Origin of the sequence: Amycolatopsis sp. NPDC101161 (assembly GCF_044768185.1) — a bacterium.
In the GTDB taxonomy this organism is placed as follows: Bacteria; Actinomycetota; Actinomycetes; order Mycobacteriales; family Pseudonocardiaceae; genus Amycolatopsis.
The window spans coordinates 459,242-477,646 of the sequence record NZ_JBIWPI010000003.1 but is presented as its reverse complement, the minus strand read 5'-3'; the positions used below and the strand labels follow the sequence as shown (position 1 = coordinate 477,646).

The following is an 18,405-nucleotide window of genomic DNA, read 5'->3' as shown; positions in this document are numbered from 1 at the left end:
AGCCGCGGACGGCCAGCGCTGCCGGGTCCACAGGGCGTTGTCCATGTGCACCCCGTCGTTGCGATCCTCGCCAGCCGCAGACGGCCAGCCCTGCTGGAGCTTTCTGGGCCATCGCGTAGAGCGTGACGTTGAGGTTGCGATCTTCGCTCACCGCGGACGGCGAGCGCTGCCCGACGACCATCGTCGGCATCGTGCCGGTCGAGTCGTTGCGATCCTCGCCCGCCGTGGACGGCGAACGCTGCTCACCGTGTCGATCACGGTGAACGGACCGTCCTGCTTGTTGCGATCCTCACTGACCGTGTACGGCCAGCGCTGTCGACGAACCTACCCCAACGGAGCCCGATTGAGACGAGGTTGCGGATCCTCGCTGACCGAGAAACGGCCGGCCCTGCACGATGGACACCGACCTTTTCTTAGCCCGGCCCAGGTTGCGATCCTCGCCAGCCACGGACGGCTGGCGCTGCCAGCTCCCACTTGCTGATCTTGCAGCCCTCGTACGTGTTGCGATCCTCGCTGACCGTGGACGGTCAGCGCTGCCGCCTAACAGCAGGATGCCCTCGATACCCAGGTTGTTACGATCCTCGGTGGCCGGGCGGCCAGCGCTGCCCGCCCACTGCACCGTCGCAGTGACCGCGGTCGTGTTGGGATCCTCGCTGGCTGTGGGGTGCAGCGACCGTGACCAGGCCGCGTTCGCAACTCGGCTCCGAACAAGTCGAGCGGCTGATCGCCAACCACCGGTCCAGCGCGACGATGCACGAGCTCGGTGACCGGTTCGTCATCGAACGGCGAACGGCCAGCCGCATCCTCCACCGGCACGGCGTACCGATGCGGCGCCGCGGCCTTGCAACCGAGCAGGTCGACGACGCCGCGTCATTCATGCGCTGATCACGTCAACCTCGTCATATAGATCGTTATACGGCCTGTGAGCACCCGATCCGCTGCGCCGAACGGGCGAACGAACTCGAACACGCCGTCATAAGACGCCAACCTCGCCATCGGTCCAGCGTGCATCGGCATCAACCACACCCGGCTCAGTTTCCTCCAGCGGACGACACTGCGGACTTACTCGCGCAGTGGATGAGCAGAAAGAACCAGACCGGCCCAGCATCCACAGACCTTAAAGGCGACGGCCTGCGGTTCGCGTTCTACGGCCGCACATCGACCACCCGCCATCAAGATCGAGTGTCATCACAGGGCTGGCAACGCGATATGGCCGATGAGTTGGTCGCGGGCCACGGCCAGGTCGTCGCCGCCTACTTCGACGCCGGCACCTCACGCCGCGTCCCATGGCGACAGCGACCGCAGGCCGCCCGGCTCATGGCCGAGGTCTCCGGGCCGGAGCCCGTCGTCGATGCGATCGTGATCGGCGAGTACGAACGCGCCTTCACCGGCACCCAGTTCGCCACCCTCTACACCTGGTGCACTCGGCACGGCCTCCAGCTGTGGCTGCCCGAAACAAACGGCCCCGTCGATCTCGCCAACCGCGATCACCGGGCACTGCTGTCGCTACTTGCTACCCAATCGCAGCGCGAAGTGCTCCGTGCCCGGCACCGGGTGCTGGCGGCGATGCACAACCAGGCCACCCAGCAAGGCCGCTACCTCGGCGGACGCCCACCCTACGGCTACCGTCTCGTCGACGCCGGCCCGCACCCCAACGCCGCCAATGCCCGCTGGGGACGGCGGCTGCAACGGCTCGCTCCTGACCCGCGCACCGCGCCGCACGTAGCCTGGATCTTCCGCCAACGTCTTGCCGGTCACAGCGTCGCCAGCATCGCGCGACACCTCAACGAGCGTGGTGTCCCCTGCCCGTCCAGCGCCGACCCCGACCGCAACCGCCACCGGACCCGCGGCGCCTGGACCCTGCGTACGGTCGCCGTGATCCTGGCGAACCCGCGCTACACCGGCCGCCAGACCTGGAACCGCCGCGCCACCGACACCAGCGGCCCAGCCGCAACGCCGGCACTGTCGGCGAAGGCCGCCCATCCGGCTCTTGTTACGGAGCAGGACTTCGTCGCCGCGCAGCAGATACGCGCGACGCGACCAGCCACGGACGGCCGGACTCGCCGGTTCGCCCTGGCCGGTTTGATCCACTGCGGTGTTTGCGACCGGCGGCTGGACTCGCACTGGAACCATGGGCGTCCGACCTACCGGTGCCGCCACGGTCACACCAGCACCCAACGCGCGGGCCAAGGGCGGGCGAAGACGCTCTACATCCGCGAGGACCATCTCGTCGACGAGATCAGCATCCGGCTCAGAGATGAAGGCAAGGAGGGCCATGCCACACCGGAGCTTGACCGAATACGACACAGACGCGTGGCAGCAGCGCTGCGCGACTCAGGAAAGATCATCGTCTATGACAGCGCCGGATGGCGACTGGAAGAGATCGATTCGAGCTAGACTACGAACGCCCACGCTTCAAGATCGCGTTTCGCGATCCGTGGGGTAATACTGTGTCCGAGGACTTGAACCCCCACCCGTGGGATATCTCCCGTGTTTGGGGAGATCATGCGGCCATGGTAGCGCAGAGTCACGGCTCTTGCACGTGCCCTCCCCGCGAGGGCCGGCTCAACGGCAGCGACCCGGCTTGATCACGGGACGCGAGGCTGCGGGCATTCCTCTCGGGCAGCCCTCCCCTCAGCAGTGCAGAAAGCCCCAGAGGCGATCCGTTGCAGTCCCCGGCTCGAGGACGTCTCCCGGCAAGCTAACCAGGGAGAACATCGCCAACGAAGGTCGCGGTGGGTTTGCGCCTGCGATGTCGAGCTGGACACTCGACAATCCCGCGAGTACCGCTCCGAAAGTCCGGTCGTGACGCACCTTCTCGACCTCCGCATCAACACCAATAGCCTGACCAAGTTGCACGGAGACAAATGCAATCACGGTAAAGCAATGTGCCCGCCGATCTCGGCACAGTATCCCTCGTCGCGACGTCACAGCAGTCCGGCCTGGTGCAGGTGGATCACTGCAGCGAGCATGCCGCTGCTGTTGAAGAGGGCACCAAGCAGGATTTCGAGGAGGGTCAGCGCCCGCTGAGCGCGCTGGTGGTCGGTGGTCGCGAGCGCCACCGCCACGGCGGCGCCGATCGCGGCGAGCAGCACCAGCGCGATGAGTGTGATCAACGACGTCCACATGATCGTGTCCTGTCCTCGGGGTCACGAGCCCGGCCAGCCCGCGCTCGCGGAACAGCCGACCATCCGGGGACGGGGTCCGGCAGGGGCTCCATACGGATCCGGACACCGCTGCCGGATGAGCGCCAACCTGAGACGGGTAGCCCAGGGAGGATGCGGTGCTACCGCTTGGCTGAGTACGGTGTCCGGTGCTGTCAGGCAGCCTTCTCCGGACAGCGACGCGCGGGCAGACGGGGGGTGGGCTTGGATCCGACGGAGATCAGCACGCTTCCCCAACTGGCTGATGCCCTCGAACAGCTGCGCCGTGACCGGTCACTGTCCCTGCAGGGACTTGCTGATGCCGCCGCGAAGCTGCCGGCGCGAGGCAGGCGACGCCCGGCTCTGCCGCGGTCGACCGCCAGTGACCTGCTCAACGCCAAATCCGTGCCGGAGGCCGAGACGGTAATGACGTTTCTAGCCGCCTGTGGCATCCACGACGAGCAGGCACAGCGGCCATGGCTGCAGGCGCTGGAACGGGCGGCCACGCAGCACCAACGGCGCCCGCCGGGAGCGGTGCGGGTCCGCGACGCACGGCCGCGGATGCTGGGAGTGCACGCCGCGATCCAAACCCCCCAGTCGCCCGAGGACACGCAGCCCGGTCTAGGTGAAGGTGAGCTACCGCTGTACGTGCTGCGAGACTTCGACGCCGACCTGCGCACGAAACTCACCCTGGCTGCTCAACAGGGCGGGTTCGTGCTGCTGGTCGGCGACTCGTCGGTCGGGAAGACCCGCGCCCTGTTCGAAGCGGTGAAGGCAACGATGTCGGACTGGTGGCTACTGCACCCCAGCGACGCCGAGCCGTTGCGGGAGTTCGCCGCGCGTCCGACCGGACGGACGGTGGTGTGGCTGGACGAGCTGCAGGACTACCTCGACTTCGCTGGGGGCGTGCCGGCCGGGCAGATCCGCGAGCTGATCGCGCGAGGGGTCGTGCTTGTCGCGACCTGCTGGCCCGGCGAGCACAACAAGCGCATGGCGCTCCCGGACGACGGTCATTCGGAACCGTATGCCAACGACCGGCGCCTGCTCGACCTGGCTGACGCGCTGCACGTGCCCGCGGCATTCAGCCCTCTCGAGCGGCGCCGAGCCGAGGACTTCGCTGGCACCGATCCACGGATCCGCGTCGCGCTCGACACCCACGATGCCGGCTTCACACAGGTGATGGCCGCGGGTCCGGAACTGATCCGACACTGGAACCAGGCACCCGCCTACGCCAAGGCGATTATGACCGCCGCGCTCGACGCCCGCCGCGTCGGTGCACACGCGCCCCTCACCCGCGAGTTTTTCATCGACGCCGCGCCCGGCTACCTAAACAAGCGGGACGTGGCCACTGCACCCTCGGACTGGCTCGAGAACGCCCTGGCCTATGCCTCTAGGCTGCTGCACGGCGCCACCGCCGCGCTCACTCCCGTACCCGCCAGCATGGGAACCATCGCCGGCTACCAGGTCGCCGACTATCTGCACCAGCACGCCTTAAAGGCCCGTCGTCGCGAACAGCTCCCCGACACCGCCTGGCACGCCCTGATCTGCCACCATCATCCCGACGACACTGGCCGCCTCGCCGACAATGCCGACCGACGCGGCCGAGATCACGAAGCTGCCACCTTCTTCCAACAGCTCGCCAAGCGCGGTCACCGCTACGCCGCCCGCCGCTGGATTGACCTACTGGCCGAACAGGGATTGGTGGAGCAACTGCGCCTCCGAGCCGACAACGGCGACGGATACGCCGCCGAACGGTTGGCTGGGCGGCTGGCCATACAGGGGCAGGTTGAGAAAGCCGTCCAGGTACTGCGCGACCGCCCCGACGATAGCGACGAGTACGCCATCCTCCGGCTGGCTGACCGTCTGGCTGTACACGGGAAGGTCGAGGAAGCCAAACAGCTACTGCGCGATCGCGCCGACAACGGCGACGAGTACGCCACCCACCGATTGGCCGCCCTCCTAACTGAAGACGGGCAGGTCGAAGAAGCCAAACGCATACTGCGTGACCGGGCCGACAACGGCGACGAGTACGCCACTCGCCAGTTGGCCGATCTACTGGCTGAGCAGGAACAGGTCATCACGGAAACCAAACAAGTGCCGCGCGACCTGGCCGACATCAGCAACGAGCACTCCGACCACCGGTTGACTGACCTACTGGCCATACAGCGGCAAATGGAGCGCCTGCGCGACCGCGCCCACAACGGCGACGAGCACGCCTTCCACCGGCTGGCTGATCTACTTGCCGGGCATGGACAGGTAGAGGAAGCCATTCAGGTATTACGCGACCGCGCCGACAACGGCGACGGGCACGCCGCCCGCCGGTTGACTGATCTGCTGGCCGAACAGCGGCAGGTGGAGCAGCTACGCGACCGCGCCGACAACGGCGACTGGTACGCCGCGCGCCGGTTGAGTGATCTGCTAGCTAGGCAGGGGCAGGTCGAGGAACTCGAACGAGAAGTGGTGGCGGGAACAGCAGGCGCGGTCGCCGCTCTGCGTCGCGTACGGTTCGGTGCCTCGTCCATGGCGATTGACAGCTGAACCGTGGAACCTCTATCCGCGAAGGCTGCGGTCACGGCGCTCGTCACGGAACAGGACTTCGTCGCCGCGCTGCAGATCCGAGCGGCGCGGCCGGCCAATGATGGCCCTGGCCGCGCCGATCCACTGCGGTGTCCACCACCGGAGACTGGACTCGCACTGGAACACGGACGCCCTACCTAACGCTGCCGCCATGGCTACACGAGCATACGATGCGCGAACCAGCCACGCCCGAAGACGCTCTGCATCCGCGAGGACCATCTCGTCGAGGAGATCAGCATTCGACTCAGAGAGAAAGGCAACGACTGCCACCACATCGTGATCGCTGGCGCCACGAACGATCGCCGGGATGGTGTCGCGCAGGACTGTCGGCGGCGGCGGCACGGGCAGTCGCCCCGGAGGACCCACCACACCACCACCGAAATTGCGCCAGAGCCGATCATGGGATAGACCCTCTCCAGGATGGGAAAGTCGGGCACATGACGCACCCGGCGGACCAGGTGGGTAACCAGGTTAACCGCCTACTTGAACCAGATCCGCAAGACCGCGGTGACAACCGCCACCAGAACGGGCACGAGAGCACCGCTTGCCAGTCCACGTACCCGGCCTGCGAACCGCTCGCGGGGTGATCGATTTCGGAACCGGCTCGCCGGGGTGAACTGGGCATGCGGCAGCGGCTCGTCGCACGCGACGGCGTTCATCAGTTCAGCCAGATGTGCCGAAACGATCGGACGGCGCCGGCGGTCCTGCGGATTCTCGGCGAACCACAGCAATAGCTCCCCACCGGTCGCCCCCGCCTCGGGAGGCTTTCCGGTGATGCGCGCGGTATCCCGTGTAAGCGCCCAGGCCACCCCCGCAACCACTCGCCGTCGATGACGAGCGTTGCGCAGGAGCAGTTGAAAGACCTCGTCCCGGCGGTGAGTGCCAGGGCGCCGTCGCAACAGGAGTGTCTCGACGGTCATGCGGGCGGGGCTTGGCATCGGGTCCGGGCTCAGGGCCCGCAGCAGCCGGGCAGCCCGGAAAGCGGAGGCCAGGAGCCGATTCTCCATCGTGAACCCGGGCAGTGCGCACACAAATGTCGACAGAGCAGGCATGACAATCAGGATCAGTACCTGGCTGATGATGTTCTTGGCCTCTTCCGGGTACGCGCCCAAGAGCAGGTTCGGAGCGACAACGCCGCCGAAGATCAGAGTTCCCGCGCCGAACCAGTAGGTGAAAGCCTGCATCATCATGGCGACAGCTGCCGTCCCCTCGGCGTCTTCGCTGACCCCGATTGCGTTCAGATATCGCTGCTCCGACGGGCGCGCCAGGAAAATCAGGTGATAGAAGCTCGCGGCGCCGCGGCCACCGAGCCGGATCAGTCCGGCCAGCACCTTCGGGTAACGCGCAGGTTTCCGGAAAGACCGCATGGTCCGTATCTCGCTTTCGAGGACCTCCTCGAAAGTCGGTTTTCCGTAGTCGTGTTCGTCGGCCATGGTCAGCATCATGCACCTACGCCACCACGCTGGATCAGTTGCGGGGCGTCTACATGTCGACACAGCACAACCCACGCAGGCCGGCCGCGGACACTTTGACTTCGGCGTGGGCGGAGTTGCTTCGGGCCTGTCGTCGGCAAGGTGGCGACAATGCTCCCGGCTGCCGGCACATCCCCCAATCGTGACCGCTTAGCGGTTCACTTTGGTGCAACTACTCCGACACGCGAAGACCGTCGCCGGACGAAGCAGGGCCGAGCGCCACGGGCGACGCACTCGTCACAAGTAGCTGTTCCAGGGGTTAATCCGCTGCACTGTCTGTGACCGCAAGATGGAAAGTTCGACGACGGGCGTCCACCACTACCATCGCTGCGTACGACGCGACGGCGTAATCCACCGGCACATTTACACTCGATCTCAGTCAGGGAAGATCGCTTGCATCGAGTTGTCAATAGCTGGCTCGCAGAACTCGATGCCGCGAGTTCACCAAGCGACTCGGGACCGGGCCGTACTACTCAAGCTCCGTCGCGTTGCGACGAGCTAGCGAGATCATACCGCGACCTTCAGCTTGAAGTCGCAGACGATCACTGGCCCGCAACGGTGACGACGTCTGTCCAACCTCCTGGCGTCGGCCCGCGACTGCGCAACCGCATGCGGCGGTGAACGGCGTGACATAGCGCTGGGCCTTCTCACAGAGCTGCCGCGCAGCCCTCACTTTCGAAGACTACGTCCGCAACTACCTCCGCTCCATCTCGACCCGTACCTGGCCTCATCGCATGTCCGCAATGCCAAATTTTGTCCGCGGCGGGAAGGAGCTCCGGCCGCGCGGCCCATTAACCGTCAACCAGCTCGCAAGGTCGCCGGAAGGCAGCCAGCCCCTTTGCTACTCGATCTTGTCTGACGAGTGGACCGGCTTGCTCCTGGAGCCGCTCCGCTGGGTTCTCACCACAACAACGATAAAGCGTCCCATTCGCACTCGCTCGGTAGATGCGCCGGAAGCTCGTCCGACCAGCACCCAGCTAACGACGTTGGGCCAGTAGAGGCCGCGCCTGTTCGAACGCCCGGGTGAACACGTTCTCGAGATCGTTTAACTCGGCAAGGGTGGAAACCATGACCTCGGCCTGCGTCTCACCGCCAGCATCATCGGCGATCTCGAGGGTCAGCATTCCGCTCTGCTCGTCCACGAACACGTGAGCACGTACTGGCCTGCCGCCGTAGGTCTTGAACGCGTGAACCTCTTCGTTCATCCGGTCGTCCTCCAGTCTGGGTTGCCACCGGCCCGTTGCTCGGCCACGGCTGCCGGGAACCGGCGTAGGCGGTCACGCAGGTCAGGTCCGGTGACTGGGGCTGTTCGGGCTGCTGCGCCCTGCCCGGCACGTCGTCATGCTTGCCAAGCAGCAGCTTAGCTGGCCGGGAGACGGGGCACGAGGACGTCCACGGCGGTGAACACCAGCTGCGCGGCGTTCCGTCAGGCCCGGACTTCCTCCCAGGTGATGGGGGTGGACACGGACCGAGCGTCGTGGCCGCGCAGGGAGTACGGCGCGATCGTCGTCTTCACCCGGGTTGTTCTGCGACCAGTCGATGAACATCCGTCCGGTGCGCTGGGCTTTGGCCATCACCGTGGTCACCCGGTCCGGGGTCTCGCGGGCCAGCCGCTGGGCGAGGCGTTTGGCGTAGGCCGACGGCGCCGTGGGGCCGGCGGTATCGATGGCGCAGTACAGCTGCATTCCCTTCGACCCCGGCGTCTTCGCGAACGGGGTCAGAGAGTCGGCGGCTACGAGGTCGTGCAACCGCTCGGCGACCCGCACCACTCCACGATCGAGGTCCCCGGGCCCGGGTCGAGGTCGAACACCAGCCGGACCGGAACCCCGCGCCCGGCCAGCGGGCCTGGAGTGATCTGCCACTGCGGGCCGTACAGCTCCAGCGCGACCATGTTCGCCGCCCACACCAGCGCCGCCAGCTCCTCGATCAACGCGTAGGCGATCGTCCCTTCCCCGCGCTCGAAACGGGACCCAGTCGAGGGCAGGTCCGCGGTCGGCAGCCAGTCCGGCGCGTCGTTGCGCACGTTCTTCTCGAAGAACTGCTGGCCGCCGACGCCGTCGGCGATGCGGATGAACGTCACCGGCGCTGCTCGCGCTATGGCCGCTGCACGGTGGGGTGTCGAGGCCGTGGTCAGCGGATGCGTGGTCGCGCGCTGAGGTAGTACAGCAGCGTGGGCTTAGCGCCCGGGCGCGCCAGCGCATCGATCTGGTACGACTCAGTGGGCAGCTGCATATCGTAGATCTTCGCTAGCAGGGCACGCACGTCGCCCAGGAGGAGCATGCGGCCTTCGCGGCGACGCAGTCGCCGCCGGTACTGCCGGATGGGACCGGATGGTGGCTGCTCGATCTCGGTGCGGACACCGGATCGCTGTTTCGCCGCGGGGGTCGGCGTGGGTATCGGCTTGCCCGGCCGCTGTCGCTCAGTCGAGTAGGTGGTGAGGCTGACCACCTCGCTGAGGCGCTGCGTCTCGCAGTAGACGCCGGTGTCATCGGGTAGTCCGAGGCGGTTTGCGTGGTCGACGAACTGCTGGAGATCCTCGATCGTGAACGGCTTCCTCGCAGCCCTCTCCTGAGTTACGTTGACGCGATTCGGTTCGGCGCTGCTCGTGTCTGCAGTCATGTACGGAAACGATACGCGCGAAGACCGAAAGTAATACCGGCTTAAGGGCGAAGCAAGCTGGTGAGCCGATCGGACGTGCACTGGGCTGGCCCGACCGGACGGCGGCGTCAGTCCGGGCGACCACGACGAGCGCCATGATCATGGCACGACGTCTGCCGCACGGCCCTGGCCGCCTGTTGCTACCCATTATCATCAGCCGCGTCGCTGGGCCCGACCGCATTCCTTGGTTGGCGCACCGATCACCTAAGGCGTCGTACGGCAAGCTGTCGGCGCGTCAGCGGACGGGCGCAACCAAAGCCGTTAACTCCTCCAGTATCGCTGTACGGGCTCGTTCCTGCAGCTGGGCACGGCCGCAGTGCGTCCTCGGCCAGCTCGCCCTTGCGGTACAGCTTGAAGGGCGGGATGACGACACCCTTCTCGAAGAAGCCCACCCGGCGGACGCCGCTGACGGGGAGTTCGAGCACGCGGCACGGACTCGCGATTCCAGCGCTCGCACACGAAGACTGCACGCAACCGAGAATTTTTACCACACCTAGCGAAGGCCGAGCCACTTAACATCACAGGTCAGACTCCGTCCTGAATGGGTATCGCACGTGAGTTGTAACGACTTCAGCAAACCACGCGACTCACCGGGGGCCGAACCACAGGGCTCGCCAGAGACGGAGGCGATCCGTGCTTGATGACAGTGTTCTGATTAGATCATTTTTGTCGCAGGTCCCGACTTCCTCCAGTCCGCCCTCGGCAGCCGGTGGGCCTTCAACCACGGCGACTGTGCCCACGTCCACTACCACTCCCCCGCCCGGTCCTCTGCTGAGTGCGTCATCGGGAGCCGTCTTGTGGGTGCTAGGCATCCTTATCGTGGTTCTGCTCGCCGCGGCGTTCCTGCCGACCATCTGGGACCTGCGCAAAGCAGCGGAATGGCGCACGAGCGTTACCGACTGGATCAAGTCCGGCCAGCTCCATGGCGGCGACGTCGTCGACGCCCTGCACGTGGTCGCTCGGCCTCAAGGCACGACCAACCTGACGCGCACCACGGTCACGTTTCTGGCGTTGACCCTTTCCGGACTGGCTCTTGGCGTGACCAGTTTCTCGAGCGCGAACGACGCCGCCGACCTGCGAAAAACGATTATCACATCATTGCTGGCCGTGCTGGGCATTGTGATCGGCTTTTACTTCGGGGCTAGAACGGCGCAAACCTCCGGTCAGGCCTCGCCCGGGCTCGGCGGCGCATTCACAGCGGCCGATGCAGAGCCCACGATCCGTGGACTCACCCCTGGTTCCGGACGCTCGGGCGACTCGATCACGATCACCGGAACGGGGCTTCGTTCGGCGAGAATGATGTTCGGCACCTTGCCCGCCGAGACCGATCCGGCAACCTCGACAGACAGCCAGGTCACCGTCAAGGTCCCCGCGTGGCCACCCGGCTACGCAGACAAAGTGAACATCGTCGCCGTGTCACTGTCAGGAACGTCGAAGCCGGCACGATTCACTCACGTGTCCGAAGGCACCGCGACTGCTGCTGAACCGAAGCCTCTCTCATAGCTTCGAACCGACAAACGCTAGGGAAACGTCATGTCATTGTCGGTAGGTGCGCCATCGCTGACCGGAGCAACCGACACGGACGAGCCGCCAGCGACGGCACTGGTCACCGGAGGCGAGGACCAGTTGCTCGCTTGTCCGGCAACGGAATCCGCAGCGTTGTGCAAAGACAACCAATTCGATATCCAGCGCGAAACGACGCTCGACGGATCATCGGTAGTTGTTCGAGAGTCCTCCACCGACCGCGAACAGCCACGGTCCTACGACCCCGACCTGATCACGGTGACCACTCTCGTGGACGTGCTGCTCACCGCCGTGGGCGTCGAACGCGCTGCGCCGGACTCGGCCTCGCTCGCAATGGATCTGGTGCGCGACGTCTATCGCAGCGCACTCGCAGTGCCGGCCGGTCGCCTGGCCACCGCACCCGTCGCGGGCGTTGACGCCACCGGCGCCCTCACGACCCTGCTCCGCGACGCCAACGGCGTCTCCCGCGCCGGCCCACCGACCTGGGACGAAGCCGGTCAACTCTGCGATCAGATCGTGCAGCGAACCTTGACCTCACTCGAACTGAACCGCGATGCGCTGACGTGGCTCGTCGGCACCCAACCGCCGGGCAAGAGCGACGATGACACACCCGATCCGGAAGAAGGCGGCCCCATCCAGCAGGCGGCAGACGAATGCTGGAACGAGAACGACGACAACGCGGCCGATCCCGCAACCTTCGAGTCCGAACCCGACCCTCCCGCGACCGACCCTTGGGCCCCCTACCGCACAGACACTTCCCCCGGCACGTCCATAGCCGCACTCGCCGTGCCGACCAACCTGTTCCGAATCCTGACCCGGCCCATCGGCAAGCTGAACTACCAGCGCCTGCTCAAGTACGGCCTGCCGCGCGAGTCACGTCGGAAGCTACGGGCATGGGTACGCGAACGTGAGCGGTCGGGCGAAATCCAGGCTCACTCGTCTGAGGACGGAAAGGAGGCCGAAAAAGCACTTTTCAGTCTCTATCTCCTTGCCCGGGGACGACACGCGGAGGAAGTCCTGAACTCTACTCGGGTCGGTGGAAAGACCCTGAAAGCCGCCGCGACAGCCGGATCGGTATGGGAAACGGTCAGGACCGCATTGACCAGCTTCCTGCTGCCACCGAAGGCGATGTTCCCAAGCGTCGCGCGCCCGGACATACTCGACCCCGCCCTGCGTGAGGTCTACGAGATCAAACCCAAGGGCGACGCGGTGGACGGCGCCGAGCAGCTGTACGGCCGCTACCTGCTCTTCCTCAACGCATGGGAATGCTACAGCACCATCACCGGCACCACGGCCCGCCGTGCCATCATCATGGCCGTCCGGGTCGTCGCCAAGTTCACCTGCTACGTCGGCGAACACGCGCCCTCGAACGTCGACCTTTCCGACATAGGCACCGCGAGCTTCTGGACTCCCGGCTCCTGGATTCCCCCCAGACGAGTCCTGACCTGGACCATGCGACTGATGGACGTCGAGGTACCGATACCCGGGCTGCTGTGCTACCAGATGAAAGGCGATGACGAGAAGAAACGAGAGCAGGCGAAACCGGTAGAAATCTCAGCCGTCGCCCTTGCCCTGCTCGGTCTGGTGATTGCCCGTGCCCTCGCTGACGCGGCGAACAACACCAAGGGCGCCCCCGAAGTGGAGGCGCTGGCCAGAGCGGCGGGCGACAGCAAGGCCGACGGCAAGGACATCGCGCAGTGGCTCGCCGGCGCGGCCGTGGGAACGGCCGCCGTCACGGCGGGGGCGGCCAAGTTGGCGGAAACTCTGGCGAGGGTCGCCACGTGGTTCGGCGTCCTCGCCGAGGATGTAGCGCTGGGCGCGGCGCCGATGGTGCCGTTGCCCATCCCGAGGGACCCGGAGACCGGCATGCCATACGGGTTGACGACCCGCTATGGCGTGCCGCCCATCGGATAGCACGCGCTGTGCCTCATTTAACCCGGAAAGGACGACACCGACGATGGCCGAAGACGTCGCACCCCTCGCGCACCTGGACGCCGCGGACGCGGCGAACGCACCGGGCCTGTCCTACAACGTGCCCGACCCGACCAGTTTCCCGGGCCGCAGCTATATCACCCTGGATTTTGGCGTCAATGACCCGTTCGGCCAAAACGCGCCCGAGGGCGCGGGACAGCCGGCGCCGGGAATACATCCGCAGCTGATGCCACAGCGTCCGGACCCCGGCGCGAACCCACCACACGACCCGCCCGAGCCACAAGCTGTGCTCAGTATTCTCGAGCCTGCCGCTGGACTGATCGTGGAGAGCGGCCCGGACGGCTTCGACCTGAAGGTAATCGTCCAGGCGACGATCTCGCACACGTCCGAACGGCCCCCGACTGCCACAGTGACGGTCAACGGCGCAAGCACCGACGCCCCGGAGGTCGGCGAGCCGGCTTCCGGCGTGCGGCAGTACGCGACCACCGTGCGGGTGAAGCCGGGCACGGTCACGGTCTTCGCCGGAATCCGGTTGAGTGAAAACGGCTTCTCGACACTCGCTCCGCGACAGATCGAGATCCGGCTGGCGGCGGCGCCCCCAGCGCCCGACACGACTCCGCCGACCGTCTCGATCGACTACCCCGCGTCCGGGATGCACATCCCGTTGTCCAGCGCCGGCGCGGTGACACTGACTGTCACCGGCAGTGCCCAGGATCCGAACTCCGGTCTGGCCGCGGGCGTTTATTTCGTGGACGGGGCACCCTCGCAACCAGTGACCGTCGCTGCCGACGGCTCATACTCGATCGACCTGACGCTCACCGCCGCCGGCGATCACCAGATCGTGGTGCTGGTCAAAAACAACGCCGGCCTATCCGGACAGGCCGCTCGGCAGTTCACCACCACTGCCTCACCGCGCCGACCTCGGCATCGACTCATGCTGGTGGAATGCCTGCGGCTGTCGAACTTCCTCGGCCGCTACGGCGCGGGGCGCATCGTGCAAACCTTCAGCCTCCTCCCTGGCGAGAAGACGACGATCACCATCCGCACCTTCAACACCGAGTCAAGCACCGCGACCGACACGTCCAGCATCTTCGACAGCTACAGCCAGACCACCGGCGACGAGCTGTCCACCGCCATCACGGCCGAGGACACCAGCAAGAGCCATGACGAGCAGAGCCTGAAGGACACCGTCAACGTGAAGGCCGGCGCGAACTGGGGCTGGGGAACAGCCTCCGTCGAAGCAGGTCTGGCCTACGGCACGTCGTCGGCCCGCGAGCAGCTCACGAAGAACGTCACCAACGGCACGACCCGCCACGCCGCAGACAAGTCGTCGAAACGCGACGTCAAGGTCGACACCACCAAGACCGTGTCCTCCACCGTCGAGAACGAGCAGACGGTCCTGCGCAATCTGGCCAACACCAGCCTCTCACGCACCCTGAACTTCGTCTTCCGACAAATGACACAGGAGTTCGTGTCCATACTGCACCTGGTCGACATCCGAGTCGCACACCTCACCGAGTGGTTCGAACCCGACGGCACACGCTCGATGGTCACCCCCGACGCCGAGCACCCGGAGAGGCAACTCCCGCTCGCCGACTACGAAGAGGTCTCCCTGCCACAACTGCACGCCCTCCTGCAGACCATCTGCGCCGACGCCGAGAACGCCAACCTCGCCGAAGCCACCATCCGGCGTCAGCTGGACGCCGTGTTCGACTACCGCGGCCAGTGGCACAAGGTCGTCGAGAATGTCAGCCGCCAGGTCCCGTCCCGCGACCCGCTGACCGGAAAGATCCGCACCGACCCCGCCCAGGGGAATGCTCCCGTCATGGAAACCCTGTCCTGGAACCGGTTCGACCCGAACCTGGAGATGACCTACCCTGATCCCCCGGCCGACGGGGCCAGCACGTCGATCACGGTGCCCGGTGTGATCCTCGCTATCACCACAAACACCCTACGTGCCGACGCAGTCGTTACCGACGTGTTCCCTGGCGGCGGCAATGCGCTCGACAGCTACGGAGAACGGCTGCAGACCGCCCTAGCCAGAAGCAGGGAAGCCGAAGCCGGCAAAGCCGAAAAGGAGATCGAGCGCGTCACCGAGGCTATGGCCCTCACCACCGCCGGCGACTCGGCCAAGGCCGCAGTGTTCGCAACCGTCTTCCCGCCGCCGGCCACCACCGACGACGATCAGAACGCCCGCCAGGGAGCTTGAGGTTCAATCCGGCCCGTGTGTGTCACGGCGCACGGGCCTGAGACCGTCTCAGCGCATCAGGCTCTGCGCGCGGTTCGCCGGATCAGAAACCCGAATGCCGATGGGTCAGCGGTGGCGCCTGATTCTTGTCGTACGCGACAACAACTGGGCCCGGCTCGGCAAGTCGATGCAATCAGCAGGAGCCACAGTCCGCTCCGTTCCCTGGGCGCCCACGAGCATGGCGTTGCATGTTCTGCGCTGAACTCGTCTGGCGATCATTCGGCGACGGCAACCTGAGCCACCCAGGCTGAAGTCGGTGTCTTGAGGGACAGGTTCCGGTGCACCGTGACCCGCGCGGACACCGGCGAGGGCCTCTACGACGTGCACGCTGCCGACCGGGTCGGCACTGTCCTGGTCGAGGACACCTCGATCGTCGTGGCACCGAAGCTGGCGATCTCCCGGGTCCTGTTTCTCATCGCCCATGCTCTCGACCCCACATGGACCGGCGACGCCGCGCTCGAGGAGAAGATGTCACTGACGGAGGCCGTCGCCCTGCTCTTCACCCAACTGGGTGACCGCGCTACACGTACCGGTGTCCTGCGTGGCTACCGCGATCGCCACGACCGGCTCAACACCGTCCGCGGCCGCATCGACTTCAGACAGCAGCTACGCCGCTCCCCCGGCCGAGACTTGCCGCTCGCGGTCTTCTACTGGGTCGTGTGCTGTAGCGAGCTGCCTCATACAGCGCCCGCAACCCCGGACAGGCAGCAGGGAACGATGCGACCGTTCTGGTCGCACTCGACCGGAAGACTCACCGTGACGACTGCATATACCTGGCCTTGCCGCGCGCCGGCCAACCAACTTCGTCCCTCCTGAGACAAGGTCGATCATGAATCCGGAGCGCCCGTACCGTCGTCGCTGATCGCAGGAGCTTGTGCGTCGTCGCTCCGGGATACGAGGTAGGAAGCCACCTCGGCCGGCACCCCCTCGGGGAACTCCGCCCCGGCGAACCGGACGTCCCGGCCGAACTCCGCCCCGGCGAACCTGGTGAACCCGCCGAACTTCGCCCCGCCGAACTCGGCGTGCCCGCCGAACCTCGCCCCGTCGAACCCGGCGTACCCGGCGAACTTCGCCCCGTTGAACCCGGCGTACCCGGCGAACTCCGCCCCAACGAACGTGGCGTACCCGGCGAACTTGGCCCCTGCGAACTCGGCGAACCCGCCGAACTTCGCCTCGTTGAACCCGGCGTCCCCGCCGAACTTCGCCCCGTTGAACCCGGCGAACGAGCCGAACTTCGCCCTGCTGAACTCGGCGGGTCCGCCGAACTTCGCCTCGCCGAACCAGGCGACTCCGCCGAACTCCGTCACGGCGAAATCTGCTGACCCGCTGAATCTGGCTCGGGTGAATATGGCGTCCCGGACGCGGCACCCGCTGAGGTCCAAGTCGATGAGGACCGCTCCGGTCAGGTCAAGGTTCATGCCTGCCCAGAACGTCGCGGGCGAATGTTTCTGGTCGCCGTGGCGGAGGTGGCGCGCGAGCAGCCGTTGCGCGGTGAGCCGTACCTCGCGTTCTTGGCGGGCTTCGTCCTCGACGGCACCGCGGGTTGGCAGCTTCGGGATGTCGCGGGCCGCCGATCCTGCTCCACGATCTCGTGGCCGCGTTGTGCGCAGGAGGGGGCGCGGCAGCCCGAGCCTGAGCACCGGGGCGTCGCCGGGCGGCACGTAGGGCGCGCGCAGGTAGGCGCAGAGCACGTCGACCACGTTCTGCCGTTGGCTTGGGTTGTCCTGCCCGACGCGGGCCAGCGCGTACAGGCCGCCGTGCCGAACCGGCGCCTTCTCCGAGCCGAGCTGTTCGACGGCTTTGACGTACAACTCGGTGAGACGGCGTTCGCGGTTGTCGTGTTCGGTGGCCCACTGCCGTCGACCGGTCAGGATGAGAGCGACGATGCCGCCGGTACCGGCACCGACGGTCAACCCGGTCTTGATGACCTCGATCCGGTCTTTCGGGTCATGCCCGACATCGACGAAGGTCAGCAGGGTGATCAGCGCCGTGGCGGTGATCAGCGCGACAGGCAGGACGATGACCAGCGTTGCCCACCACCACGTGCCGCCGCGCCGACCCCACCACCGTCGTAGCCCACCGAACCGGCTCTTGTCGTCGTTCGCGTTCATGGCCAGAACGTCGCATTTTGGCCGCCGCACGTAACCGACAACTCGTGCGCCGCAGGGCTAGCCGTCAGGACTCCTGAGGATGACCACGGTCTGCTTGTGACAACTACCGCCGGTCGTCACGGTGGCATACCCTTGCCGGGGACTCGGCTTCTCCGCCGATGGGCGACCATGCGTCGTTCGCCGACGGAGAAACGCTGATCAGCGTTCTGCACGACGCGCTGTACCGGGCCTGCTACCCCGCTGTCTCCGGCCGTCGCACCCGCCGGGACGGCGGGGGTGACTCTTGGGTCAGCGGATCGTGCTCAGTGAGGCGGTCTACCTCGGGTCAGCCGCCGGTCACCTCGGTCCAGGCGGGTCGATCGCGGAGGGTGTGCGCTGGGATCAGCGACGGGCGGAGCTGCCCGCCGACTGGCGGAGAGGCGGTATTCGAACGTGCAGTATTTGTTTGCGCAGGCCCGAGACCTTGGATGAGACGGTGGTGGCCAGGTGGGTTTGCGGACGAGGCCGGTTTAGGTCGCGATGGCGAGTGTGGCCGGGCCCCAGAGGTGAGCTTGAAGTGTCCAGATGATGACGGTGAGTGCCCGCAGGCCGTGGCGCCGAGAGGGAGGCCGCGGTCGATGCCGAGGCCGATGAGTCGACTGGGGAGCAGGGTGGTCGGGGGCATCGGCTTTCGCAGTGGCGGATGAGACGTGTTCGACGGCGTGGTGGTCGGGATGGGTGGTGACCTGCCCGGCGCAGGC

General features: G+C 66.3%; 12 protein-coding genes and 2 pseudogenes. 7 read left to right on the top strand and 7 right to left on the bottom strand.

Annotated elements, in window-relative coordinates; genetic code table 11:
• Positions 1–657 precede the first annotated feature (657 nt).
• Together ACIRSS_RS24010 and ACIRSS_RS24005 are read left to right on the top strand one after the other, a co-directional pair.
• Positions 658–867, top strand: a pseudogene (locus tag ACIRSS_RS24010) (hypothetical protein); the annotation flags it as partial.
• Positions 868–1,077: 210 nt separating this feature from the next.
• Positions 1,078–2,397, top strand: a complete 1,320-nt coding sequence (locus tag ACIRSS_RS24005; RefSeq protein WP_400898459.1) for a recombinase family protein — start codon at positions 1,078–1,080, stop codon at positions 2,395–2,397.
• A 530-nt stretch (positions 2,398–2,927) separates the two neighbouring features.
• On the opposite strand, the gene ACIRSS_RS24000 is transcribed toward ACIRSS_RS24005, so the two are convergent.
• Entirely contained in the window at positions 2,928–3,128 is a 201-nt protein-coding gene (locus ACIRSS_RS24000; protein WP_400898457.1) for a hypothetical protein, read from the bottom strand.
• Positions 3,129–3,368: 240 nt separating this feature from the next.
• Here ACIRSS_RS24000 and ACIRSS_RS23995 point away from each other — a divergent pair, with 240 nt between their 5' ends.
• Complete coding sequence (locus ACIRSS_RS23995; protein ID WP_400898455.1) at positions 3,369–5,681, top strand: hypothetical protein; 2,313 nt, start codon at positions 3,369–3,371, stop codon at positions 5,679–5,681.
• Between the two features lie 518 nt (positions 5,682–6,199).
• Here ACIRSS_RS23995 and ACIRSS_RS23990 read toward each other — a convergent pair.
• The 5 genes and pseudogenes from ACIRSS_RS23990 to ACIRSS_RS23970 form a co-directional block, all read right to left on the bottom strand.
• Positions 6,200–7,153 carry a hypothetical protein gene (locus tag ACIRSS_RS23990; RefSeq protein WP_400898453.1) on the bottom strand — a complete coding sequence of 318 codons (954 nt, stop codon included), beginning with the start codon at positions 7,151–7,153 and terminating at the stop codon, positions 6,200–6,202.
• A gap of 1,016 nt (positions 7,154–8,169) precedes the next feature.
• A complete protein-coding gene (locus tag ACIRSS_RS23985; protein ID WP_400898451.1) occupies positions 8,170–8,397 on the bottom strand; it encodes a hypothetical protein in 228 nt (75 codons plus the stop codon).
• A 221-nt stretch (positions 8,398–8,618) separates the two neighbouring features.
• Positions 8,619–8,708, bottom strand: a complete 90-nt coding sequence (locus ACIRSS_RS23980) for a hypothetical protein (protein ID WP_400899764.1) — start codon at positions 8,706–8,708, stop codon at positions 8,619–8,621.
• A 73-nt stretch (positions 8,709–8,781) separates the two neighbouring features.
• Positions 8,782–9,272, bottom strand: a pseudogene (locus ACIRSS_RS23975) (DNA ligase D); the annotation flags it as partial.
• Positions 9,273–9,322: 50 nt separating this feature from the next.
• A complete protein-coding gene (locus tag ACIRSS_RS23970; RefSeq protein WP_400898449.1) occupies positions 9,323–9,811 on the bottom strand; it encodes a hypothetical protein in 489 nt (162 codons plus the stop codon).
• A gap of 858 nt (positions 9,812–10,669) precedes the next feature.
• On the opposite strand from ACIRSS_RS23970, the gene ACIRSS_RS23965 reads away from it, so the two are divergent.
• The 4 genes from ACIRSS_RS23965 (at position 10,670) to ACIRSS_RS23950 (ending at position 16,370) form a co-directional block, all read left to right on the top strand.
• Positions 10,670–11,353, top strand: coding sequence for an IPT/TIG domain-containing protein (locus tag ACIRSS_RS23965; RefSeq protein WP_400898447.1), 684 nt, complete (start codon positions 10,670–10,672; stop codon positions 11,351–11,353).
• A gap of 30 nt (positions 11,354–11,383) precedes the next feature.
• A complete protein-coding gene (locus ACIRSS_RS23960; RefSeq protein WP_400898445.1) occupies positions 11,384–13,288 on the top strand; it encodes a hypothetical protein in 1,905 nt (634 codons plus the stop codon).
• Between the two features lie 43 nt (positions 13,289–13,331).
• Positions 13,332–15,515 carry an Ig-like domain-containing protein gene (locus tag ACIRSS_RS23955; protein ID WP_400898443.1) on the top strand — a complete coding sequence of 728 codons (2,184 nt, stop codon included), beginning with the start codon at positions 13,332–13,334 and terminating at the stop codon, positions 15,513–15,515.
• A gap of 324 nt (positions 15,516–15,839) precedes the next feature.
• The gene (locus tag ACIRSS_RS23950; RefSeq protein ID WP_400898441.1) at positions 15,840–16,370 is read left to right on the top strand and encodes a hypothetical protein; all 531 of its coding nucleotides are present in this window, start codon (positions 15,840–15,842) and stop codon (positions 16,368–16,370) included.
• A gap of 11 nt (positions 16,371–16,381) precedes the next feature.
• On the opposite strand, the gene ACIRSS_RS23945 is transcribed toward ACIRSS_RS23950, so the two are convergent.
• A complete protein-coding gene (locus ACIRSS_RS23945) occupies positions 16,382–17,665 on the bottom strand; it encodes a pentapeptide repeat-containing protein (protein ID WP_400898439.1) in 1,284 nt (427 codons plus the stop codon).
• Positions 17,666–18,405: the final 740 nt, after the last annotated feature.